The sequence below is a fragment of the Vibrio sp. 970 genome (assembly GCF_033339075.1).
Genome location: NZ_JAWOTW010000001.1, coordinates 200,132 through 224,532, shown reverse-complemented (window position 1 = coordinate 224,532; position 24,401 = coordinate 200,132). Strand labels below are relative to the sequence as shown.

Sequence of the window (24,401 nt, the reverse complement as noted above, 5' to 3'; positions counted from 1 at the left end):
GCTGATGTAACATCAGCGGCTCTTTTTATAGAAAAATAATCTACAGAGATGATGTGTTGTTATTGCTTACTTAGTAGCAAATTCGCACCTGATGCTGCTAAAAACAACGAACATCCGCGATTGAAACGTTTCGCCATTTTTGGATTTGAAAACCAGTGCCTCAAGTACAAACCAAAGATGGCATAGATTGAAATGGCGACCATTTCTAATATCAAAAACGTGGAGCCAAGGGCAAAAAACTGCTCTTGAACGTTGGCATTGGCATCAACAAATTGCGGCAAGAATGCAGTAAAAATAAGAATCGCTTTCGGGTTGCCAGCAGCGAGCGTAAATTCTTGTTTCGCCAGTCCTGCGTAGTTGCGCGAATTGTCCAAGTCAGAGATCGGGCTGGACTCTGAGCGCCAAAGGTTGAACGCAATCCACAGTAGATACAGCGCCCCTACCAACTTTATTGCCAAAAATAGCATTTCTGACGTATACAAAATCACAGCCAGACCTGATGCAGACAACGCAATCATCGCTGAAAAAGCAGCAATTCTGCCTAAACTGGCCGTAAACGCGGCCCTAAAGCCGTAACAACGCGCATTATTCATTGCCAATAAATTGTTTGGGCCTGGAGCCATATTTAGAGCGAAGCAAGCTGGAATAAAAAGGAGAAGCTGCCAAATATCCATAATAAAATGGTCTTAGTGAGTGATTTTGATCGGTACCCTAACATCTGTTAATAAAGTGAGTAAACCACAAACCGATCTTAAAGCAACTCAGCATCAAATCGTGCCGTGCGAGCTTGAACTAACGTGCAGTTCGTTTCAGCCATCAGCTCCGCTAAGGTGATGTTTGGGTTTTGTCTCACCAAACGTATCAACTTCACGTCCAAAGGTTCCAATTTGTCTTGGTGAGCAAGTAGAGCTTGTTCGATTTTGTTGATCGCAAATCGCATCGTCTCTGCTTCTTCGTTTTTGAGATGCTCTAAAAACGCTTTTACATCCAAAGCCTCGCCCGAGATTTGCCAGTGACGAGATCGTCTAATTCGCTTAAGATCGCACTGTTTTTCTGCTGCGAGTGTTTTCGCTCGCTTGGCATGGTCGCCCCCAATACGGTGAATCAAGGATGGGAGCGAAATCGTAATCTTCGTCTCTTTCATGGCCTTTTCTTTCATCGTCTTAGCCCTCAACCACCGACACATTCTCGCCAACCCAAGCCAACAACTGTTTTGCCGCTTTGGATAACACCTGATTTTGACGCACGATGTAGCCGAAATCAGTGTTTGGAAAACTTGGCAAAGGCGTAACTTCTCGGGAAAGCTTTAATCTCGGATCGAGCGAGAAATCCGGCACAATAGCAGTCCCAAACCCTGCTTCCGCCCAGTCGATTTGTGCTTCCACACTGCCCACTTCCATCACGCGATGCTTAGGCAGATTTAGCTCAGGTAAAGACGCATCAATCAGCTCTCGGGTTCGAGTATCATGCCCTAGCAGGATCAGCGTCTGGCTCTCTTTTCCATTGTCTTGCCACTCAAAAAAGTTATCGCCAAACGCACACCAGTGAATCTGCGTGAGAGGCGTAAAATGCAGCGGTTGACTCTCTTTTTGTGCGATAACAAAGCCGATATCGGCACGCGCACTTTTCACCAAATCCACCGCTTGAGAAGATGTGGTGTTGAACAATGCCAAGTCGATCCCCGGATATTCACTTTTGAATTGCTGAAATGGTTTGATAAGCAGTAAACGTGAAACAATATCGCTCGCCGCAATAGAAAGCGTCCCCTGCGTAAGATCGTTGATGGCATTGAGATCTGACTGACAAATTTGCAGCTCATTGAGCATCCGCTGCGCCGTAGCTAACAAACGCTTCCCCGCTTGCGTCAACTGCACGGGATTTCGCTCAATCAATTTCGTGCGCGTGGCTTGCTCCAACTGCTTGATATGCAAACTTACGTTCGGCTGCGTCATGTGCAGTTCCGTCGCTGTTTTACCAAAGTGTTTTACCTCTGCAAGAGTGACGAAGGTTCGCAGCCAGTTCAAATCTAACATTGCCAATTCCGATATGAGATTCTTATCAAGTTAATGAGTATAATTAATTTCTCTTATTATGGCGAACACCTTAAGATTTTTGCATCTGTTTTTGGAGATTAAATTATGTCGTCTATCGTTGTTGTGGGTGCAAACTGGGGTGATGAAGGCAAAGGCCGCATCGTTGACTTTTTGGCAGAGCAAGCTTCTGCGAGCATTCGTTTCCAAGGTGGTAACAACGCGGGTCACACCGTGGTTAACGATCTAGGTACGTTTAAGCTGCACCAGCTACCAAGTGGCGTATTCAACCCAGACTGTTTGGCAGTGTTAGGTCCGGGTATGGTTATCAGCCCTGCGTTGCTGTCTCAGGAGATTGCGGAAGTTGAAGAAGCGGGCGTAAAAGTGAATATGTGCATCTCTGATCGCGCAACACTGTGTCTACCTCTACACGCACTAGAAGATACGCTAGAAGAACAACGTTTAGGCGACAAAGCATACGGTTCAACTCGTCAAGGTATTGCACCTGCTTACGGTGACCGCGTAATGAAGAAAGGCATCCTAGTTGGTTGGTTGAAGCAACCAGAAGTATTGGTTGAACGCCTTCAATTCATGATGGATTGGAAACTGCCGCAACTACGTGCACTTTACCCGACGTTCGAGTTTGAACAAACCGCTGAAGAACTGGCGAACTGGCTGCTAGAAGTCTCTGCACCTTGGCGCGATTCAATTTGCAACGTAACGCTTCCTCTAAAAGAACTACAAGCGAAAGACAAAACTCTATTGTTCGAAGCGCAGCTTGGCGCGGGTCGTGACCTTGTTTACGGTGAGTACCCTTGGACAACATCTTCTAACGTTGTATCAATGTACGCGGGTATCGGTAGTGGCCTTCCGGCACTTCGTCCTGAACGCGTTATTGCGGTTGCAAAAGCCTTCAGCTCATCAGTGGGTACTGGTACGTTGATCACTGCAATGGAAGAGCAAGACGCTTTCCGCGAACTTGCTGGCGAGTTCGGTGCAACTACGGGTCGTCCACGCGACATGGGCTACTTCGACGCAGTCGCTACGAAGAATGGCGTTGAACTGCAAGCCGCAACTGAAATCGCACTGACCAAAGTAGACTGTCTGACAGGTCTTAAAGATCTAAAAATCTGTGTTGGCTACGAAGGCGACCATAGCGAAAACCCAATCTGGCCTCAAACTGCCTCTCTTGCGCCAATCTACGAAAAGATGGAAAGCTGGAGCGAGGACATCACAGGTTGTCGTAAGTTTGAAGAGCTTCCAGTAGCAGCACAGAAATACGTTCTACGCATTGAGGAACTCATGGGCGTACCAGTAAAAATGGTGTCTGTGGGTCCTAGTCGTGAACAAATGATTATGCGATAAGATGTGAATTAACACATCATTGGCAAGCGGCTTTTATCTGTTCCGGGGTAAAGCCGCTTTTTTTTACACTGTAAACTTTGGAAAATTACACGGCTAAATTCATATTTAGTAACCTCATCACGAGACTCCTACCGCCTTTATTTATAAATCAATAAATTATAGGGCTTAACACGTTGTGCACGTTACTAGCACATCTCACTTGTTAAAGAAGCACGTCAATTAGGTTAACTGGTTGATTTGATATTCTTTAAGTGATTAGTTGATCACGATCTTCATCTGCAATTTGTTGAACTAGTACTCAAAAAATCTAACCCGCTGTTTTTAGGATAGATGAGTTCCCCAACATCCAACCTAACAGCAGGTGATTCCCATGACGAAAAATCTTTTCCGCCTCAGTACGATAACCCTTGGTTTGTGCCTTAGTTCTTTGTCTTTCGCGCAATCCGATCTTCCGAACATTAAAATTCTTGCCACTGGCGGCACCATAGCAGGCGCAGGTCAATCTGCAACCGAGTCAAACTACACAGCAGGTAAAGTCGGCGTTGAATCATTGATTTCTGCGGTGCCGAGTATGACCAACATTGCCGATATTTCTGGAGAGCAAGTGGTCAGTATCGGTTCACAAGATATGAATGATGAAGTGTGGCTAAAATTATCGAAAAGAGTTAATGAGCTACTCGATCAAGATGATGTTGACGGCATCGTCATTACTCATGGTACGGATACGTTAGAGGAAACCGCTTACTTCCTTGATCTGACCGTCAAGAGCAAAAAGCCTGTCGTGATCGTTGGTGCAATGCGTCCTTCCACCGCAATGAGTGCTGATGGACCAGTCAACTTATACAATGCAGTCGTAACAGCCACCGATGAAGATTCAGAAGGACGTGGCGTGCTAGTCGCAATGAATGACACGATTTTCGATGCGCGAGATGTGACAAAAACCAATACAACCTCCGTCAGCACTTTCCAGTCACCCAACTTTGGTGCTATCGGCTACATTCATAATAGCGATGCCAAATATCAACGAAGCCCAGAGCGTAAACATACGACAGAAACCCCATTCGATGTATCAAAGCTTACTAAGTTGCCTAAGGTCGGTATTGTTTATAACTATGCAAATGCCTCCAATTTGCCAGTGAAAGCCTTTGTGGATGCGAAGTTTGACGGCATCGTAAGTGCTGGTGTCGGTAATGGTAACTTGTACCACACTGTGTTTGATGAGCTAGAGAAAGCGAGTAAAGATGGCGTTGTTGTTGTAAGAAGCTCCCGAACGCCTAGCGGCTCAACCACTTTGGATGCTGAAATTGATGACGAAAAATACGGCTTTGTTGCCGCTGGTACATTGAACCCACAAAAAGCACGTATCTTACTGATGCTGTCACTAACTCAGACCAAAAACTATCAAGACATCCAAAAGATGTTCCAATACTATTAATTCTGTCTAAGGTTCATTCGATAGAGGAGGTACACACCTTACCTCCTCTTACACATGGCGACATGAGCGTCTCTTGTTAGCCAAACAAGCGACGCTTCATTCCTGCTTTTTCCAGAATACGCGTAGTAATTTCCTCAACAGACAGAGAGGACGTATTGATATATGGGATCGCCTCTCTTCTAAACAAAGCCTCAACAGTGTCTAGCTCCAGCTTGCACTGCTCTGTGCTAGCGTAATCACTTCCAGACAAACGATTCTCACGGATTTCAGTCAAGCGCTCGGGATCGATCGTCAGCCCAAACAACTTATGACGATGGATCTCAAATTCAGGCAACAAACGCATCATCTTCACATCTTCCGCAATGAACGGATAGTTCACAACACGTAAACCAAATTGCATCGCCATATACAAGCTAGTCGGCGTTTTCCCACTGCGCGACACGCCAAGTAAGATAATATCAGCTTGCTCCAACCCTTTTAGCGTAATGCCATCATCATGCGCCAATGTGTATTCAATGGCCGCAATACGGTCAAAATAGGTGTCGGAATCTTTCCCCACGCTGCGAGAACGCTGCAACTTAGGCTTTGGTGCCATCTGAATGTCGTCTTGCACTTTCTGCACAATACTCTCCAATACATCGTAACTGTATGCCGGCGCTTCAAGCAGCATTTCACGTACTTCTGGAACGACAATTGAGAAAAAGACCAGAGGTTTGACGCCATTGCGCTGGTAGGAAGTTTCAATTTCTTTGACTACGTCAGTAGCTTTGTCCTGGCTTTCTACAAACGGAAAGGTTTTTTCGTTAGGAATGAACGGAAATTGACCGAGAACAACATGCCCTAATGTCTCACATGTTATCGCCGTACCGTCAGAAACATAGAACACATCACGACTTTGGTTATTTATTTGCATTTCTGTTTAATTTTTCAAAATCTTTTGAGTAGGATGGTACACATAATATTAATAAATCAGTTTGGCTTTCAGTTAGGTTCACCACAGCTTTAAAAATTCTTTTGAATTTTTTTCAGCCAGAACGTAATCGTTTGCCTTTGATATCAATCTAAATGAAGCAATGTATGGTCAACGTGTAATAACAGCCAACATGCGTTTGTTTAGATCGATTTAAGTCCCCCTACTAAGCTGCAATGTTTCTGGAGAAAGACATGCAAAAGAACACCCTCTGGTTCAATGGCCTATCCATGGATGATGTCGACAAAGTCGGCGGTAAGAATGCTTCACTTGGCGAAATGGTTTCTAACCTAGCAAACGCAGGCGTTTCTGTACCAAATGGTTTTGCGACAACCTCATACGCGTTTAACCAATTCCTTGACCACGAAGGTTTGGATGAGCGTATTCACCAATTACTCGATGAACTAGACGTTGAAGATGTAGAAGCTCTGCGTAAGACAGGTGCAAACATTCGTCAATGGGTATTAGAGGCCCCTTTCCCTGCCGACCTTGAACAAGAAATTCGTGAAAACTACCAAGAACTGATCGAAGGCAATCCTGAGCTTTCAGTCGCAGTTCGTTCATCTGCTACGGCAGAAGACCTACCTGATGCTTCTTTTGCTGGTCAGCAAGAAACGTTTTTGAACGTGAAAGGCATCGACGCAGTACTAGAAGCAACTAAGCACGTTTACGCTTCTCTATTTAACGACCGCGCGATTTCTTACCGCGTTCACCAAGGGTTCGACCACCGTGGTATCTCGCTATCTGCGGGTATCCAACGTATGGTGCGTTCAGATAAAGCCTCGTCGGGTGTTATGTTTACACTAGACACTGAATCGGGTTTCGACCAAGTTGTCTTCATCACCTCTTCATGGGGTCTAGGTGAGATGGTCGTTCAAGGTGCAGTAAACCCTGACGAGTTCTACGTTCACAAGCCAATGCTTGAAGCAGGCGAACACCCAATCGTTAAGAAAACATTTGGTTCTAAGTTGATCAAAATGATCTACTCAGATAACCAAGAAATCGGCAAACAAGTTGATATCGTTGATACTTCTGATGAAGAGCGCAACACGTTCTCATTGAACGACGACGAGATCAAAGAGCTCGCAAAACAAGCAATGATCATCGAAAAGCACTATCAGCGTCCAATGGACATTGAATGGGCAAAAGATGGTATTGATGGCAAGCTGTACATTGTTCAAGCGCGTCCTGAAACCGTATGTTCACAAACGGAACAAAACGTGATTGAGCGCTACGAGCTACAAAACAAAGCAGATGTTTTGGTTGAAGGTCGTGCAATCGGTCAGCGCATCGGTAAAGGCGTGGTTCGCTTGGTTGACTCTCTGGACCAAATGTCTTTAGTCCAAGAAGGTGACGTGCTAGTTACAGACATGACTGACCCAGATTGGGAACCAGTGATGAAAAAAGCATCTGCAATCGTAACCAACCGTGGTGGCCGTACTTGCCACGCTGCCATCATCGCTCGTGAGCTTGGTATTCCTGCAATCGTTGGCTGTGGCGATGCGACAAGCAAGTTAACCGATGGCGCAACCGTGACCGTATCTTGTTCAGAAGGTGAAACGGGCTACGTTTACCAAGGTGAACTTGAGTTTGACGTAAAACGCTCTTCTGTTGATGAACTGCCACTGCTACCAACAAAAGTGATGATGAACGTGGGTAACCCTGATCGCGCGTTTGACTTCGCACAAATTCCAAATGAAGGTGTTGGTCTTGCTCGTCTTGAATTCATCATCAATAAGATGATTGGTATCCACCCGAAAGCATTACTTAACTTTGATGCACAAAGCGATGAGCTAAAAGCAGAAATCACTCAGCGTATTCGTGGTTACAAAGATCCTATCGATTTCTACGTAGGCAAGCTGACAGAAGGTATCGCAACCATTGCTGCGGCATTTTGGCCGAAACGCGTTATTGTTCGTATGTCTGACTTTAAGTCTAACGAATACAGCAACTTGGTTGGCGGTAAAGCCTACGAACCGCATGAAGAAAACCCAATGCTTGGCTTCCGTGGCGCGTCTCGTTACATTTCTCCAGTGTTTGAAGACTGCTTCGAGCTAGAAACTCAAGCAATTAAACGCGTTCGTAACGAAATGGGTCTGAAAAACGTTGAAATCATGATCCCATTTGTGCGTACACCAAGCGAAGCAGCATCAGTGATTGATTTGCTAGCGAAGTTTGATCTGCGCCGTGGCGATCAGGGTCTTAAAGTCATCATGATGTGCGAACTGCCATCCAACGCGGTCCTTGCCGATGAGTTCTTGAAGTACTTTGATGGCTTCTCGATTGGCTCAAACGACATGACTCAGCTAACGCTTGGACTTGATCGTGACTCTGGCGATGTTGCACATCTATTTGATGAGCGCAACCCAGCGGTTAAGGTGATGCTTCAGATGGCGATTGATGCGGCAACAAAAGCAGGCAAATACGTTGGTATTTGTGGTCAAGGCCCATCAGACCACGACGACTTAGCGGAATGGCTAATGGATCAAGGTATTAGCTCTGTATCACTAAACCCAGATACGGTTATCGATACTTGGTTAAAACTCGGTAAAGTTAGCAGCAAGTAACACACGATAAACTCTAGCCCTCACACTCCACTTGTGAGGGCTTTGTTATTCACACGTCATTTCACAATCAGTTCGTGATTCCTCTCTCAAGTTCGTCATTTAGTCAATTTCATTATCAAAGTCTGATGACCTAAAATGAATGGTATATCGATAACTCCAGAGAGAATTTGATGAAAAAGCCTATCGCACTCCTTACTACATTGATGCTCCTGGCATCCCCTGCTTATGCCGATTGGGATGAAATTTCCAATAAAATGTCTGAGCTTGGCGACGCAGTTTCTGATACTGCACAAGATGCTTGGGACGACACCAAAGCGTTTTCAAAACAAGCGTGGCAAGATTTCACGAACTGGTCCGAGGAAGCGATCAATACCGCAGGCGAATGGACAGAAGCCAGCATCGAGAAAAGCAAAGAATGGATAGATGCTGCCGACAAAAAAATTGATGAGCTGATGGAAGGCGATACGCCAGAAGAAGCTCGCCAAGCCGTGGACTTAATGGCAGATAGCGCTTTGCTCAAGTTATTTAATGAAAAGCCGGAGGCAAAAGCTATTTACGACAACGCGTACGGCTACGCGGTCTTTGATTCTCGTAAATTATCTTTGCTGTTTCACACCAACTCAGGGTCAGGAGTCGCAGTGAATAAGGAAACAGAAGAACGCACTTATATGAATATGTTTGGTTTGGGCGTTGCACTTGGGGCTGGCGGCAAATTTTACCAACAAGTGGTTCTGTTTGAGAGCAAAGAAGACTTTGATACGTTCGTCAACGAAGGATGGGAGGCCACAAGTGAAGCCTCTGCTGTTGCGGGCGAAGATTCAGAGCAACTTTCAAAACAATTTAACAGCGGCGTCGCCGTCTATCAGTTGAACGCTAAAGGTTTGCTCATCGATGCTAACGTGTCTGGTTCTAAATATTGGGTTAACGAAGAGCTCACTAACTCGCAGTAATGCATAGCAACTAATCGCTTAAATAAAACCGTTGTTATGCACCCTTATCAATAAGTTAACGGGGATATGATTCCTCAAAACTGAGCACTTACGCAACTTTCTCTATGGAAGTCACCAGAAGATGGCGACTTCCCTTTCTCGTTGGATTGCTTTTGGTTATGCTTGCGCAAAACCACCTGCAATTCGGTATCCCATGCCTGACAATAACTTTAATAATCTGCTAGCAGAAGCAATTTCTGCTCTTAACACGCCTAACTTTACTCCTAAACTTATGCGTGTCATTCGCACTCTTTTTCATTTTGATTGCGCAGTTATTTTAGGTTACCGAGAAGGTAAACATCCTATTTATCTCTACGACTCAATTGAGAACGAGCGAGAGTTACTTTTTCAACGCTACCTTACTGACTCATTTCAAAATGACCCTTTTTTTCTCAAACTAAACGAGACAAAGCAACAAGGCGTATTTACGCTCAAAGACGTGGCGCGTAAAGGCGTTGACTTCACCTCATACTGCGAGCAGTTCTATCATCAAACAGGGTGGAAAGACGAGCTTAGCATGCTAGTCGAAGTTGAATCTGGCCGTTGGGTCATGCTGTACTTCGGATATATGACTGATGGAAAATACTTTTCTCAGCAACAAATCAATAAGCTAAAGCCCTATTTCCCGATAATTCAGTCGCTTTGTCAGCAGCATTGGAAACAAACGGAATTTACCTTTTCTGAGCCTGTTTTTGCACAGAGTGCTTATTCTGGCAGTATGCGATTAGCCATTGAGCAAGCTTTAGCAACGTTTGGCGTAGAATCACTCACCCGTCGCGAACAAGAGGTGGCTTCGCTTCTCGCTCAAGGGTTTGACACCAAAGAAATTGCCGCGCGGTTACACTTAGTTCAAGGCACGGTCAAAAATCATCGAAAGCGAATTTACTCGCAATTAAATGTGTCTTCATTGAGTGAGTTATTCCAGCTTTTCCTCAATCACCTCATTCTCCATTCAAGATAAAAACTGTCCCTTAAGGGATATATCGAGAAAAGGTGTCGCGTTTTAGTCTAAATGTAACAACCACTAAGACAGACAAAAAGAATGACGACACCATTACTGCAAGATTTACAAGATCGTGGCTTGATTGCACAAGCCAGCGATTTGGAAGAAATTCAGACACTTCTCTCACAGCCGCAAACCGTTTACTGCGGCTTCGATCCTACAGCTGGCAGCTTACATATCGGCCACCTCGTGCCTTTGATTATGCTTAAGCGCTTTCAAGATGCCGGACACCAAGCTGTTGCCTTGATTGGCGGTGCAACGGGCATGATTGGCGACCCAAGCTTTAAAGCGACTGAGCGCAGTCTGAACTCAGAAGAAATCGTCTCAGGCTGGGTTAACGATCTTTCTAATCAAATTCAGCAGTTGATGAACCACCAACTGACCAAGCCGATGATCATGGTGAACAATGCTGACTGGATGAAAGCGATCAATGTGATCGACTTCTTTCGCGATGTGGGTAAGCACTTCTCGATCAATACTATGGTCAACCGAGAATCGGTGAAACAACGCCTGCAACGACCTGACCAAGGTATCTCCTTCACCGAATTTAGCTACGCCCTACTGCAATCGTACGATTTTGCCGAGCTAAACCGTCGATACGGTTGCCGTTTGCAAATCGGTGGCAATGACCAATGGGGAAACATCGTCAGCGGGATCGATTTAACTCGCCGTCAAAATGGTGAGCAAGTATTTGGCTTAACTCTGCCGCTGATCACCAAATCCGATGGCACCAAATTTGGCAAAACCGAAGGCGGCGCAGTGTGGCTAGATCCTAGCAAGACCTCTCCTTACGCGTTCTACCAGTTCTGGCTTGGCGCAGAAGACGCCGACGTTTACCACTTCTTGCGTTACTACACATTCTTGAGCTGCGAAGAAATTGCCAGCATTGAAGCGCAAGACCAAGCAAGCCAAAGCAAGCCACAAGCACAACGTATTCTCGCTGAAGAAATGACGCGATTTGTTCATGGCGAAGACGGCCTCGCCAGTGCCGAGCGCATCACTCAAGCTTTATTCAGCGGTAATGTGCAACAGCTGAGTTTGGGTGAATTAAAACAATTGGAGTTGGATGGTTTACCAAGCATTGAGAGCGCACAGCAAGATTTGGTTGAGCTGTTGATTGAGTCGGGCTTAGCAAGTTCGAAGCGTGTTGCACGCGAACACATCAGCAACAACGCCATCAGTGTAAACGGTGAAAAAGTGTCGGCTGATAACCCAAGTTTGAGCTTCCCACTGTTTGATCAATATTGGTTACTGCAACGCGGTAAAAAGCACTTCTGCCTCGTGAAGCGTGCCGCGTAGTAACACTCGCAGTACAAAGCCCATAAAAAATTCCCCTCACCGCTTTCGTGATGAGGGGAATTCAAATTTGAACGATTTTAAGCCTAACAATAGGCAAAGGCGTTGCTTATTGCGTTCTTAAACGTTGCCAGTACTTTTCGTAAATCGCTAACGTTTCTGCGCCAACATCATTAATAAACTCGCCTTTTTTCATGTCTTCTGATGAAGGGAAAATAGTACGGTTATTTTTCAACTCTTCTGGCAATTTGTCACGCCCAGCGTTCGTTGCCGACGCATAACCCAAACTGGTCACGATTTCCGCTTGGTTCTCTGATTGGTACATGAAGTTAATAAATTTATGCGCCAATGCTTTGTTTTTACTGCCAGACGGAATAGTGAAGTTGTCCATCCACAATACCGCGCCCTCTTCCGGCATCACGAACTTCAGCTCAGGCATTTCAACCTGTCCTTGGAATGCGTTGCCGTTCCATTGCATGCCGACCGATGTTTCACCGGACACGTAAGGGACTTGCGGCGCATCTGAGTTATACAGTAATACGTTGTTTTTCAGCGCTACTAGAGAATCAAAAGCCTGCTCGATTTCAGCTTCGTCTTTTGTATTCACGCTATGACCATTTTTCTTCAACGCCATACCGAACACATCGCGAACGTCATCAATCAGCATGACTTGTTGTTCGTATTGAGACTCCCATAAGTCTGCCCATTTGGTCACTGGGTGCTCAACCATGGATTCGTTGTAGCTGATCCCGGTAATGCCCCAAATATAAGGCAGCGAGTAATCATTTTTAGGATCGTGCGCTTGGCCAAGTAAACCGTCCATTGTGTCTTGCATGTTTGGCACTTGAGCGTGATCTATTTTCGAAAGCAGCCCTTCTCGCCCCATTTTTTCAATGAAGTACGCAGAAGCAAAAACCACATCGTAGCCAGAACCTTTTAGCAATTTTAGCTTGGTGTACATTGATTCATTATTCTCAAAGGTCGAATAATTAATCGTAACGCCTTCTTGTTTTTCAAACGCTTTTAACGATGCTTCCGGCAAATAGCCACCCCATGCATAAACGTTCAACGTTTTGCTATCTGCATGAGCAAACATGCTGAGCACAAGAGCACTCAGCCCCAATCCTTTGATGATTAATTTCATGGTATGCAATCCAACCAGTCCAGCGACGCGCTGGGATTCGGGTGCATAATTAGGTAATTGTTACCCAATTGAAAGAAAATTTAATTAATCTTTAACAGCAAAAATATTTATCGAATTTATAAAATTAACGCATGTTTTTAATAGCGACTGTGCATACCAAAATGATGAGACATTCCATCTTCCATTCGGCCGCCTTTCCAGCCACCAGAGCCGAGTAAATTAAGCACATCTTGAGCGGTATAGTCGGCACCAGAAAAGAAATCATGCGCCACGTCTGAGCGTATTGCTTGCAACTCTGGTTGATTTTCCAAATCAAGATCTTGCGGATCCGCATATAATGCCAACGCAATTTTTTGTTGGCACGCGCTTAACTCACTGGTGCTCGTCTTTACCTGATCAACCGAAAAATACTCACGACTGCCGTATCCCACCACCAATCTAGTACTCATTAGTTTAATCACTTTCTTAATGCGACGACGTTGTATAAATCTCAACATGTTTTGTTATTCCTGTATTAAGTTGGCTATGGTCGTATTCTTTTGTTCGAATTAAAACACTCTGTTTTATCCGCGAAATTTCTCTAGCGCTTTTCGCGATGATCGGTTGTATAATACGATCCTGAAATATTTTGTTACGTTACCTCGGTAACCCCTGAGACTGCAACATGAACAACAGCAGATGGGTCGGCTTTATAGGCGGCACGATTGTCTTACTTAGTACCTTTATCCTCTTCGGATCTTCCGTCCACGCTGCTTGGTACCGAATCCCTGCGGAAGCCATTCATGGTATCGCCTTCACTTTGGCTTTTGGTTTAGGGTTAAACAGCCTGCTGGCGTACGCGACGGCAGTGATTACTCTTGCTGCACTATTCTACATTGGCTTTGTCGTTAGCTATCGGGTCCATCAGAAACTTAAATAGTCTTCTGTCTCAACCTGAGCTTAATAACGGATACTTGGTAACTAAAAAGGGAGCAAACGCTCCCTTTTTAGTTATCAGCATATAGATGTTCTATGCCCGCTTTAATCATTAAGGTGGCATACCCTCAACGACTGCTGCATACCTGAAACATCATCACCTAAATACTCAACCGTCATTGGAACGTTGACCAACAGAGTAAAACTGGAGTCACTGAATCTTCCATCAGCATCACTCTCCAAATGAACAAAAAACGCAGGCTTATCCGCAATCAATGTAATTCGCCTCCCTTCAATAGAGACATCTATATTGGCTTTCGCTATCGGCAAGGTTTTTAGCTCGTGAGTACTAAACCATGTGTTGCTTATTCTGTCTTCACCGATTTGCGCTTCAACATAGAAGAAGCCTGACGTAAGTTCATCCTTCTCGATCAATTCATCCAACTGCCACAAAATCGTATTGCTGTCTGCTATGACTGTTTGTTCTAAGCTCCAACATTGCTTTTCTTCCCCTTGCCAATCTACCCACTTAAGCAGTGCGTTGACGCTTGCGGACTCTTTGGCATCATTGAGCAAATGTAGGCTCAACATGCCTGTATGCTCGGAAAATACCAAATACTGCGGCGCAAAAAAGCGTTTTGCATGGTAGTGCAACTGCTTCCATCGACCACTGTATTCCAAACTAGACCAAGAACTGACAGGCCAATTGTCGTTGAGTTGCCAGTACAGCATGCCGCGACAAACTGGAGAAATGGCACGCCAATGATCGCATGCAGTTTTGATCGCGATTGCCTGCTGAACTTGACTTAAATACAGCATACTCTCAAATCCAGAGGGAAAACGAAAATAGCGCGTGAACATCTCTGTGATAATACTATGACCTCGAGGGTTCTTCTGATGTTGTTCGAAAGTTGGGGATGTAATATTCCAGTCTTGCTCAGGGACAAACCGCTTAACTTCAGCAAAAGATGGCCAAGATTGAAAACCAAACTCAGAGCAAAAACGAGGATTCACGTCAACGTAGGCACTGAATGATTTTCCTGAATGCCAAACGTCCCAAAAGTGCATATCGCCTTTACTATCATCATGCCACGCATCACCGAAATCCAGTTCACCATTACATGGGGAACTTGGCCAGAAACGGCGAGTGCTATCTCGCTCGGTAATCTCCTTCTCAATCATGCGGTTGAGGCGATCGTAGTTTACCGTGTATTTGACTTTGCTGCGCTTAGATTCGTCATACCAACCAATAGCTCCAATCACTTCATTGTCACCACACCAAAGTGCGATTGATGGGTGCTCCTTGAGCCTCGGGATTTGGAATCTAAGTTCTTCTTCTACCTCTTTTAAAAACTCGTCGTTTGATGGGTACAACGAGCAGGCGAACATCATGTCTTGCCACACCAACAAGCCAAGTTCATCACAAAGGTTATAAAAGGTTTCACTCTCGTACTGACCACCGCCCCATACGCGAATCATGTTCATGTTGGCATCAACCGCACTTTGCAAAAGGTTGCGATAACGTGTTTCGCACTCTCGCCCCGGCATTGCGTCAATAGGGATCCAGTTGGCACCTTTAGCATTAATCGGTACGCTATTGACGATAAATTCCATTGCAGAGCCGTGCTCATCAGCTTGATTATTTAGAGTTAACTGACGCAAACCAATGTTGTGCGTTAACTTTTGCTCTCTGCAATAAATGGTAATGGGATAGAGATACGCTTCGCCATAACCCGATGGCCCCCAGCGTTGAGGCTCCAAAATGTGGAACTGGCAATGATAGTGACCACTTCCTTTTGTTTGAATACATTGACGCTCACCATTAAATTCAACCATCATTTCATGGCGTTGACTGTCCGTTTCCACTTCAACTACTACATCAAGAAACACACTCCCATCGGCTTGCCATTGCTGCTCTGTCGAGAAGCCTTTGAGCCAAAGCTCATTCACAATGTCGATTTGAATGGGGTCGTAAATACCCGATACCATCAAGCAAATGCCCCAGTCCCATCCGGAATGGCATTGTGTTTTGCGGATCAAGTTCATGTGTGGAATTTGGTTGTTGCCCATTGCCGATGGAATAGGAAATGGCAGTTTTTTTGCTCTTGCGATACCTTCTAAATCCACCCGAGCAAACTCAACCCGAATCGTGTTAGTACCTTGCTTTAAATGCGGTTTAATATCCACACGTTGCTGGGTAAACATGTTGCTGCAAGTTAGTGCTAACTCACCATTAACATAGAAGGTTGCCAAGGTATCTACACGAGTTAGCGTCATCCAAATTTGCTTGGCAGACAACGTAAACGCGTCGACTTCAAACTCACGTGAGATATGCCACTCACACTCTTCAATCCATCGAACTTTGTTTTCATTATCGGCAAAATAAGGATCTGGAATCTGCTCTGCTTGTAAAAGCGCCGACACATTATCGCCCGGAATAAACATTGGAATTTCAAGATTGGGACGCTGTGGCGAGGTAAGCATCCACTGCCCGTTAAGTTCGAAGTGAGTCATCGAGTTAAACCTTAGCTTGGGAAAAACATATTTTCTCAATGTAATCCTGATAATCCCATGCAAAAACAAGGGAAATGTTAATTACATACGAAATGCGGTGCATTTCACGTAAAAACTCTTTCTTTTGATCTCTACCCAAAAATCAGCAACTTGGCTAACCTGTTAAAAATTAATCGAAATCTAAGGTTATATTTGCAACTTCGACATGTTAACATCATCGGCTTTTTGAACATCCTCACACTTTTCGTTGAAACGATGTGAGGGGAAATGCACGGCTTCATAGCCCTAAAAAGCGAAGTAATTATGTCAAATATGACGAATGCCGCCTCCCACACAGCGCCTATTCAGGATGCTGACTATTCTGCTATTCATCCCCCATCTTTACTCAAGCGCCTCGAACTCACCAATCCTGTCTTTTGGTTAAGTGGTAGCTTCCTCACTCTATTCGTTTTACTTGCTCTAACGAATACCGACTCTCTAACCGCAATGGTTAACACCGGCTTCGGCTTTGCTACTAAATATTTCGGAGCTTACTGGCAAGTACTGCTTCTTCTGAATTTCCTAATTGGTTTGGCTCTTGCGTTTGGTCGCACTGGTTATGTGCGCCTAGGTGGTCTAGCGAAACCTGATATTGATAACTTTAAGTGGTTGTCAATCGTACTCTGTACTCTACTTGCAGGTGGTGGTGTGTTCTGGGCCGCAGCTGAGCCTATCGCGCACTTTGTGACTGCTCCGCCTCTATACGGGGAAGCCTCACCGAAAACTGCCGCAATCAATGCCCTATCTCAGTCTTTTATGCACTGGGGCTTCTTAGCTTGGGCGATCCTTGGTGGTCTATCTTCCATTGTCTTAATGCACTTGCATTACGATAAAGGCCTGCCTCTTAAGCCGCGTACTCTGCTTTACCCTGTTTTTGGTGATAAAGCCATTAAAGGCTGGATTGGTGATGTTGCTGACGCATGTAGCATCATTGCAGTAGCAGCAGGAACCATCGGTCCTATCGGCTTCTTAGGTTTACAAATTAGCTACGCTCTAAACTCATTGTTTGGCCTGCCAGATACGTTCGTAACGCAAAGCATGGTTATCATGGCGGCGATCCTGATGTATACCCTTTCCGCACTGAGCGGTTTGAGCAAGGGTATTCAAATCGTCAGTCGTTACAACATCATTTTGTCTGTACTATTAATTGGTTACATCCTGTTCTTCGGGCCGACAAGCTTTATCGTTGATGGCTACGTGCAAGGCGTTGGTCGTATGGTGGATAACTTCTTCCCTATGGCACTTTACCGTGGTGATACAGGCTGGCTAAGTTGGTGGACAGTATTCTTCTGGGGTTGGTTTATCGGTTATGGCCCAATGATGGCGATCTTTATTGCTCGTATCTCTCGTGGTCGTACAATTCGCCAATTAATCATGTCTATTAGCATCGCGGCACCGCTGATTACTTGCTTCTGGTTTAGTATCGTTGGTGGCAGTGGCCTTGCGTTTGAACTTGATAACCCTGGTTTGATTTCATCTGCGTTTGAAGGCTTTAACTTGCCTGCAGCACTGCTAGCGATTACTGGTGAATTACCTTACCCAATGATCATTTCGGTTCTGTTCCTGATCTTAACGACAACATTTATCGTGACGACGGGTGACTCGATGACTTACACAATCAGTGTAGTGATGACGGGCTCAACAGAACCAAACGCAGTGATTCGCTCGTTCTGGGGGCTGATTATGGGTATTGTCGCTATTGCGCTCATCTCAATGGGCTCTGGTGGTATTTCTGCATTGCAGTCTTTCATTGTAATTACTGCCGTACCTGTGTCTTTCATTTTGCTGCCAAGCATTTGGAAAGCACCCGGCATTGCAAGCAGAATGGCGAAAGAGCAAGGCCTCGTTTAAACCGCCTCTCTAACCAATATGCGAAAAAGAGCCCTTCATTGGGCTCTTTTTAATTCTGCGCTTTATCCTACGCTATCAATGCGAATCATCACTGCGTCTGGACGCCAATACTCGAATTCGCAGTCCATTAAATGCCCATCTTGTTTGTAGTTTACCCGCCGAATTTTCAGAACGGGTTGTCCTTCAGCCAAGTTCAACGCCTTAGCGACATGAGCAGGAGCTGACGTGGGAATCACATCAAAACGAGAGCGCTTTGTCTCGTAACCATACTTCTCACGATAAATGCCTGTCAGGGACATGGTGAGGTTCTCAGACAATATACCCTCAAACAGTGCCGCTTTGAGCACGTTCTCAACAAACAATACCGCTCGCCCATCAATAAAACGTAACCGTTCAATTACATAAATTGGGGTAATTCGCTCCACCTCTAACGATTTGGCATACTCACCTGCAGCCATTTCACTTCGCACGTTGAGTAGCTTAGTTTCTGCAATACGATGCTGCTCTCGAATCATCTGATGGAAGTGAGAACGAGACAACGGGTTGTAACAGATACGCTCAGGAGATACATACCAACCCCGGCGCTCTTCTCGATAAATAAGACCTTCCGTTTCCAAAGACACCAACGCATCTTTGATTGTGATTCGAGTCGTAGAAAACAGCTCACTGAGCTCTCTCTCTGACGGCAGTTTTTGTCCTTCCGACATGATGCCGGAAAGAATCTGCTGTTTTAAGCTGCTTCTAATTTTTCCTAATTGGGTACCAAATTGTCCGGTGCCTGTCGCTCTCATTCTGATCTAGTCCAACGATAATTTGACGAATAACATAAGGCGTTTACGTAACAAAAATATGACATTAATCAACAGAACACATACTGAACGTATGAAATATAAGTGCCATATAAAATCAGCAAAACTGTCAAATTACTTGCGCTAAATCGTCACATTCCATCCATAGCATACAAAGCGAACTTACTGACCTAGTCCAGAAGGATGGAGACAATGAAAACTTTGCTAAGTCGTTCAATTACCGCACCAGCGGCAATCATTGCGGTAACGCTCGCTACGCCAACAGTAGCGAAAGAAGCCGATATTGAATCTTTGGTAGCAGCAGCACAAAAAGAAGGGGCGGTTTACAGTGTGGGTATGCCTGACAGTTGGGCAAACTGGAAAGACACTTGGGCTGATTTAAAGTCAAATTACAACCTTAAGCACCAAGACACGGATATGAGCTCGGCTCAAGAAATCGCAAAATTCGAAGCTGAGAAGAAAAACGCGACCGCAGACATTGGTGACGTAGGCTTTGCCTTCGCACGTGTAGCGGTTAAAAAAGGCGTCACTCAGCCATATAAACCAACAACTTGGAATGACATCCCAGATTGGGCAAAAGACGAAGATGGTCATTGGGCACTTGCTTACACTGGCACTATTTCTTTTATCTCCAACAATAACCTCGTAAAAGACGCGCCAAAAACGTGGGATGACCTATTAAAAGGCGACTACAAAGTGACCGTAGGTGACGTAGGCGTAGCAGCACAGGCAAACAACGCGGTTCTCGCCGCAGCGTTCGCCAACGGTGGGGACGAATCCAACCTCAAGCCTGCGCTCAAATTCTTTTCTGAACTCGCGAAGCAAGGTCGTCTTTCATTTACCGATCCGAACATCGCCAACCTAGAAAAAGGCGAAGTGGAAGTGGCGATCATGTGGGACTTCAATGCATTGAACTACCGCGACAAAATTGACCGCGACCGCTTTACAGTGAGCATTCCTCAAGATGGCTCTGTGATTTCTGGTTATACAACCATAATCAATAAATACGCGAAGAACCCTAATGCAGCAAAGCTTGCTCGTGAATACATCTTCAGCGATCAAGGGCAAATCAACTTAGCAGAAGGTTATGCGCGTCCAATTCGCACCAACATCACACTGCCTCAAGCAGTGCAAGACAAGCTAATTGCTAATGACCAATACAGCAATGTACACCCAGTGACTGACTTCTCAGCTTGGGAAAAGTCCGCACGTAAGCTGCCACGTCAATGGCAAGAAAGTGTCTTAATCCACCAGCAATAAGAGTAAGTCGTTATGAGCAATAAGGTCATCCTTGTTGTTCTAGATGGACTGAACTATCAGGTAGCCCGTGATTGCATGGGCTACCTCAATGGTCTTCTAGAACAAAGTCGTTCCCAACAAGAAACTCGCGCAACGCTTTATCCTGTGCAGTGTGAGCTGCCCTCTATGTCTCGCCCACTTTATGAGTGCATTTTAACGGGCGTTCGCCCTGTAGAAAGCGGCATCGTAAACAACAATATCGTTCGTCTATCCAAACACGATTCCATTTTCAGTTTGGCAAAAGCCCAAGGAAAAGTGACCGCTGCGGCTGCCTACCACTGGGTAAGTGAGCTTTATAATCGCGCGCCATTTGAACCTGTTCGCGATCGTTTCACGCATGATGAAACCCTGAATATCCAGCACGGCTGCTTTTACCATTGGGATCATTATCCTGATGAAGCCTTGTTCCTGGACGCAGAGTATTTACGCCGCAACTATCAACCTGATTTCTTATTGATCCATCCGATGAATATCGACGATACAGGACATAAGTTTGGCCTAGACTCTCGCCAATACCGCAATTGTGCGCGAGGTGCAGACATTATTCTTTCCAACTACATCGATCAATGGCTTGCTGATGGGTATCAAATCATTGTGACCAGCGATCATGGCATGAACAACGATCTTTCTCACGGTGGGATTTTACCTGAAGAACGAGAAGTTCCCCTGTTTGTCATTGGTGATAAGTTTACCCATCAAGATTGTCATATTAAGCAAACTGATATTTGTGGCACCGTTTGTCAATTGCTAAACCTTGACCACACGAAGCCATACACTCAGGAATTGTTAGCACTATGAGCAGTTCAGTCCTCTCCCCAAGCTCTAGCGAATCACGTTCAAATTTGGCAAGTACTTGGTTAAAGCGCTTTAAGCCAGCCATTTGGTTGGCACCTTTCGCACTGTTTTTCTATCTATTTCAACTCGCACCGATGATTTGGGTGCTGTTAAACAGCTTTATCTACGATGGCGAGTTTGCCTTCGATAACTACATTGAAGTGCTCGACTCCGCCTTTATGATGCAGGCGTTTGGCAACAGTTTGTGGTTAGCTGTGTGGTCGAGCATTTTTGGCTTAGCCATTGCGACTCTGTTGGTCTCTTCTCTACGCAGAGTCGATTCTAAAGTCCGCGACGGTGTGATTGCGTTTACGAACATGAGCAGCAACTTTGCAGGCGTACCTCTGTCATTCGCTTTTATCATTATTTTGGGCACCAATGGGGCGATTACCCTTTTGCTCAAGCAGTATGGCTTACTCGGTGATTTCGACCTTTATGGTAAATGGGGTCTGCTGGCCATTTACATCTACTTCCAAATCCCGCTGGCGGTGTTGTTGCTCTACCCTGCGTTCGATGCGTTGAGTGATGATTGGCAAGCAGCTGCTGCGCTACTGGGAGCCAAAACATCACAGTATTGGGCGAAAATCGCGCTGCCAGTGCTCTCACCAGCCTTATTCGGTACCTTTATTATCTTAATAGCCAACGCAATCGGCGCATATGCGAGTGTTTATGCGTTGACCTCCGGTAACTATAACGTCATCACAATTCGAATTGCGAGTCTGGTATCGGGAGACCTGTTCCTTGAACCTAATCTCGCCGCTGCAATTTCGGTGGTTCTAATGGTGTTACTTGCCTTTATCACATTGATTAACCAATGGCTCATTTCGAAAAGCTATGCAGGTAGGAAGTAGTCATGCACAACGTTAATACTCGATTCCATAAAACAGTGGTTTATTCCATTGTTGGGATCATGCTCATCCCGATTTTAGCGACCTTTGTCTATTCGCTTTCATCACGCTGGGGTGCCACGGTGCTTCCAGATGGTTTCACTTTTGATTGGTACGTTAAATTGCTGACCGACCCACGCTTTTTGCAAGCGTTTGGGCGTTCGCTGTTTATTTGTATTGCTTCGCTAACCCTCAGTGTGCTTCTGGTTCTGCCAGCGATATTCGTGGTGTTTTACTACTTTCCGAAGCTCGATAAGCTCATGAACGTATTGATTTTGCTACCATTCGCTGTACCACCAGTGGTGTCCTCCGTCGGCTTGCTTCAACTTTATGCTGACAGTGAAATCTCCCTTATCGGTACTCCTTGGATTCTAGTAGGTACTTACTTCACCATCGCGTTACCGTTCATGTATCGTGCGATTTCTAATAGCTTCGAAGCAATTAACCTTAACGATTTAATGGACGCTGCACACTTGCTAGGGGCAAGCACAACCAAAGCGTTTTTGATGGTCATTTTACCTAACCTCAAAAAAGGACTGATGGCATCGCTTTTCCTTTCATTTTCATTTCTATTGGGAGAGTTTGTGTTCGCCAATATTTTAGTCGGCACACGTTATGAAACCCTGCAAATCTACTTGTATAACATGCGTCAGACGAGCGGCCACTTTACGTCTGCCTTAGTGATGACCTACTTCCTATTTATTTTTTTACTGACTTGGTTGGCAAGTCGTTTCAGCCGAGGAGTCAAACAATGATCTACGTAACAGCGAAAAATCTGACTAAACGTTTTGGTGATAACACCGTATTTGAGGACATTCACTTTAACATCGAGCAAGGTGAATTCATTACGCTTTTGGGCCCTAGCGGTTGTGGTAAATCGACACTACTTCGCAGCCTTGCTGGGCTTAACCCTGTCGATGGAGGCGAGATTTGGGTAAACGGAGAAGATATCACGCATCAAGTCCCGCAAGAGCGTGGTATTGGGATGGTCTTTCAATCGTATGCGCTGTTTCCCAATATGACCGTCGAAGGCAACATTGCATTTGGCTTAAAAATGAAAAAGCTTGCGAATGATGATATTCGACGTGAAGTGGCTAAAGTCATCAAACTGGTGGATCTGGCAGGTAAAGAAAAACACTATCCGCATCAACTTTCTGGTGGTCAGCGCCAGCGTGTCGCACTCGCTCGAGCGTTGGTGGTGAAACCTCGCATATTATTGCTTGATGAGCCACTTTCTGCGCTTGATGCCAAAATCCGCAAACACCTTCGTCAGCAAATCCGAGACATTCAGAAAGAGATGAATCTCACCACTATCTTCGTAACTCATGACCAAGAAGAGGCGATGATTATGTCTGATCGTATCTTCCTAATGAGTAAAGGGGAAATTGTTCAAGCAGGAACACCTGAAGAAATTTATACTCATCCTGCTAACGAGTTTGTGGCCGGTTTCATGGGGCACTACAACCTTGTAGAGGCCAATAAAGCCAAGCAACTCTTCAACATTGATACCGAATGGAAAGTAGCGATTCGCCCAGAGTCTATATATGTAAAAGAGCAAGGTCGTCAATATGATAGCCACATCTCAGCGCCACAAGTAGGTACGATCACCAACCACCAGCTTCTAGGTAATGTTATTCGCTATCAAGTGAACGTTGAAGAGTGTGAGCTCACTGTTGACTTACTTAACCGCTCTTCAGAACGCTTACTAGCGAATGGCAGCCAACTAGAACTACTCTTTAACCTAAACGAAATTCAACCAGTGAGAGCCTAAACATGTCCAAACCTTTGTATGTTTTTGATATGGATGAAACCCTAATAAACGCTGACTGCGCAATGATTTGGAACGAGTTTATGGTTGAGAAAGGCATCGCGACTGATCCTTTATTTATTATGGAAGATCAGCGTCTAATGGCCTTGTACTCTGAAGGCAAAATGGACATGGAAGATTACCTAGCGTTCTCCATGAAGCCACTAGAAAACATGCCGATTGAAGAAGTAAACGCCTTGGTTGAAGAATGTGTTGAAAGCCATATTTTGCCTAAACAGTTCCCTCAAGCCAAAACCCTGATTGAGCAACTGTCTCGTGATGGTATAGATATGGTTATCATCTCTGCCAGCGTCACTTTTTTGGTGGAAGCCGTTGGTCGCCGTCTTAATATTCCAACCGCACTCGGAATTGATTTAATCGAGAAAAACAACCGTTATACTGCTGAAATCGACGGTATCCCGAGTTATCGTGAAGGCAAAGTCACGCGATTAAAACAGTGGCTAGAAAATCAGCCTGAGCCTTATTCCGAAATCCATTTCTATACCGATTCAATCAACGATTTACCGCTTTGTGAATACGCGAACTACGCTTATCTGGTAAATCCATGCCCACAACTCAAAGAACACGCCAACAGACCGAATTGGAGTGTGTTAAGTTGGGGGTGATATAGCCTCACAAGACCGTTC

22 protein-coding genes are annotated in these 24,401 nt (G+C 45.1%); 14 read left to right on the top strand and 8 right to left on the bottom strand.

Annotated elements, in window-relative coordinates:
- Positions 1 to 59: 59 nt before the first annotated feature.
- From R7Q11_RS01045 to R7Q11_RS01035, 3 genes are all read right to left on the bottom strand, one after another.
- Positions 60 to 674, bottom strand: coding sequence for a LysE family translocator (locus R7Q11_RS01045; protein ID WP_017633575.1), 615 nt, complete (start codon positions 672 to 674; stop codon positions 60 to 62).
- Positions 675 to 751: 77 nt separating this feature from the next.
- Positions 752 to 1,144, bottom strand: coding sequence for a ribosome recycling factor family protein (locus R7Q11_RS01040; RefSeq protein ID WP_017819813.1), 393 nt, complete (start codon positions 1,142 to 1,144; stop codon positions 752 to 754).
- Between the two features lie 19 nt (positions 1,145 to 1,163).
- Entirely contained in the window at positions 1,164 to 2,033 is an 870-nt protein-coding gene (locus R7Q11_RS01035) for a LysR family transcriptional regulator (RefSeq protein ID WP_062731066.1), read from the bottom strand.
- A gap of 105 nt (positions 2,034 to 2,138) precedes the next feature.
- Here R7Q11_RS01035 and R7Q11_RS01030 point away from each other — a divergent pair, with 105 nt between their 5' ends.
- Together R7Q11_RS01030 and ansB are read left to right on the top strand one after the other, a co-directional pair.
- Complete coding sequence (locus R7Q11_RS01030; RefSeq protein ID WP_171344232.1) at positions 2,139 to 3,395, top strand: adenylosuccinate synthase; 1,257 nt, start codon at positions 2,139 to 2,141, stop codon at positions 3,393 to 3,395.
- A gap of 370 nt (positions 3,396 to 3,765) precedes the next feature.
- Positions 3,766 to 4,830: an L-asparaginase 2 gene (ansB, locus tag R7Q11_RS01025; RefSeq protein WP_042523261.1), complete on the top strand. Its 1,065-nt coding sequence runs from the start codon at positions 3,766 to 3,768 to the stop codon at positions 4,828 to 4,830.
- 76 nt (positions 4,831 to 4,906) lie between these two features.
- Here the strand turns inward: ansB and R7Q11_RS01020 are convergent, their stop codons facing one another.
- The gene (locus R7Q11_RS01020) at positions 4,907 to 5,743 is read right to left on the bottom strand and encodes a pyruvate, water dikinase regulatory protein (protein WP_005373820.1); all 837 of its coding nucleotides are present in this window, start codon (positions 5,741 to 5,743) and stop codon (positions 4,907 to 4,909) included.
- A 251-nt stretch (positions 5,744 to 5,994) separates the two neighbouring features.
- On the opposite strand from R7Q11_RS01020, the gene ppsA reads away from it, so the two are divergent.
- The 4 genes from ppsA (at position 5,995) to tyrS (ending at position 11,658) form a co-directional block, all read left to right on the top strand.
- Entirely contained in the window at positions 5,995 to 8,367 is a 2,373-nt protein-coding gene (gene ppsA / locus R7Q11_RS01015; protein WP_222716436.1) for a phosphoenolpyruvate synthase, read from the top strand.
- A gap of 170 nt (positions 8,368 to 8,537) precedes the next feature.
- The gene (locus R7Q11_RS01010) at positions 8,538 to 9,317 is read left to right on the top strand and encodes a hypothetical protein (RefSeq protein WP_005373824.1); all 780 of its coding nucleotides are present in this window, start codon (positions 8,538 to 8,540) and stop codon (positions 9,315 to 9,317) included.
- Positions 9,318 to 9,510: 193 nt separating this feature from the next.
- A complete protein-coding gene (locus tag R7Q11_RS01005; RefSeq protein WP_021707696.1) occupies positions 9,511 to 10,317 on the top strand; it encodes a response regulator transcription factor in 807 nt (268 codons plus the stop codon).
- An 81-nt stretch (positions 10,318 to 10,398) separates the two neighbouring features.
- Entirely contained in the window at positions 10,399 to 11,658 is a 1,260-nt protein-coding gene (tyrS, locus tag R7Q11_RS01000; protein WP_017819809.1) for a tyrosine--tRNA ligase, read from the top strand.
- Positions 11,659 to 11,764: 106 nt separating this feature from the next.
- Here the strand turns inward: tyrS and R7Q11_RS00995 are convergent, their stop codons facing one another.
- Both R7Q11_RS00995 and R7Q11_RS00990 read right to left on the bottom strand, forming a co-directional pair.
- Positions 11,765 to 12,799 (bottom strand): PotD/PotF family extracellular solute-binding protein, encoded by a 1,035-nt coding sequence (locus tag R7Q11_RS00995; RefSeq protein WP_017819808.1) that lies wholly within the window; start codon positions 12,797 to 12,799, stop codon positions 11,765 to 11,767.
- A 137-nt stretch (positions 12,800 to 12,936) separates the two neighbouring features.
- Positions 12,937 to 13,296, bottom strand: coding sequence for a DUF6559 family protein (locus R7Q11_RS00990; RefSeq protein WP_017633570.1), 360 nt, complete (start codon positions 13,294 to 13,296; stop codon positions 12,937 to 12,939).
- A 167-nt stretch (positions 13,297 to 13,463) separates the two neighbouring features.
- Between R7Q11_RS00990 and R7Q11_RS00985 the strand changes: the two genes are divergently transcribed.
- On the top strand, positions 13,464 to 13,718 hold the full coding sequence (locus R7Q11_RS00985; protein WP_005387084.1) for a hypothetical protein: 255 nt from the start codon (positions 13,464 to 13,466) through the stop codon (positions 13,716 to 13,718).
- Between the two features lie 101 nt (positions 13,719 to 13,819).
- Here the strand turns inward: R7Q11_RS00985 and R7Q11_RS00980 are convergent, their stop codons facing one another.
- Positions 13,820 to 16,228 carry a beta-mannosidase gene (locus R7Q11_RS00980; protein ID WP_225466108.1) on the bottom strand — a complete coding sequence of 803 codons (2,409 nt, stop codon included), beginning with the start codon at positions 16,226 to 16,228 and terminating at the stop codon, positions 13,820 to 13,822.
- Between the two features lie 303 nt (positions 16,229 to 16,531).
- Here R7Q11_RS00980 and R7Q11_RS00975 point away from each other — a divergent pair, with 303 nt between their 5' ends.
- Positions 16,532 to 18,118, top strand: a complete 1,587-nt coding sequence (locus R7Q11_RS00975) for a BCCT family transporter (protein WP_005373846.1) — start codon at positions 16,532 to 16,534, stop codon at positions 18,116 to 18,118.
- A 62-nt stretch (positions 18,119 to 18,180) separates the two neighbouring features.
- On the opposite strand, the gene R7Q11_RS00970 is transcribed toward R7Q11_RS00975, so the two are convergent.
- Complete coding sequence (locus R7Q11_RS00970; RefSeq protein WP_005387087.1) at positions 18,181 to 18,909, bottom strand: UTRA domain-containing protein; 729 nt, start codon at positions 18,907 to 18,909, stop codon at positions 18,181 to 18,183.
- A gap of 210 nt (positions 18,910 to 19,119) precedes the next feature.
- Between R7Q11_RS00970 and R7Q11_RS00965 the strand changes: the two genes are divergently transcribed.
- From R7Q11_RS00965 to R7Q11_RS00940, 6 genes are read left to right on the top strand one after another with little or no spacing between them, the layout of a single operon-like run.
- On the top strand, positions 19,120 to 20,187 hold the full coding sequence (locus R7Q11_RS00965) for an ABC transporter substrate-binding protein (RefSeq protein WP_005373851.1): 1,068 nt from the start codon (positions 19,120 to 19,122) through the stop codon (positions 20,185 to 20,187).
- A 12-nt stretch (positions 20,188 to 20,199) separates the two neighbouring features.
- Positions 20,200 to 21,024, top strand: coding sequence for an alkaline phosphatase family protein (locus tag R7Q11_RS00960; protein ID WP_005373854.1), 825 nt, complete (start codon positions 20,200 to 20,202; stop codon positions 21,022 to 21,024).
- Positions 21,021 to 21,911, top strand: a complete 891-nt coding sequence (locus R7Q11_RS00955) for an ABC transporter permease (protein ID WP_158159465.1) — start codon at positions 21,021 to 21,023, stop codon at positions 21,909 to 21,911. Before R7Q11_RS00960 ends, R7Q11_RS00955 begins: the two co-directional genes overlap by 4 nt.
- A 2-nt stretch (positions 21,912 to 21,913) precedes the next feature.
- Positions 21,914 to 22,702, top strand: a complete 789-nt coding sequence (locus R7Q11_RS00950) for an ABC transporter permease (RefSeq protein WP_065969830.1) — start codon at positions 21,914 to 21,916, stop codon at positions 22,700 to 22,702.
- A complete protein-coding gene (locus R7Q11_RS00945) occupies positions 22,699 to 23,718 on the top strand; it encodes an ABC transporter ATP-binding protein (RefSeq protein WP_225466107.1) in 1,020 nt (339 codons plus the stop codon). Before R7Q11_RS00950 ends, R7Q11_RS00945 begins: the two co-directional genes overlap by 4 nt.
- 2 nt (positions 23,719 to 23,720) lie before the next feature.
- Positions 23,721 to 24,380: an HAD family hydrolase gene (locus R7Q11_RS00940; protein ID WP_017633566.1), complete on the top strand. Its 660-nt coding sequence runs from the start codon at positions 23,721 to 23,723 to the stop codon at positions 24,378 to 24,380.
- Positions 24,381 to 24,401 lie beyond the last annotated feature (21 nt).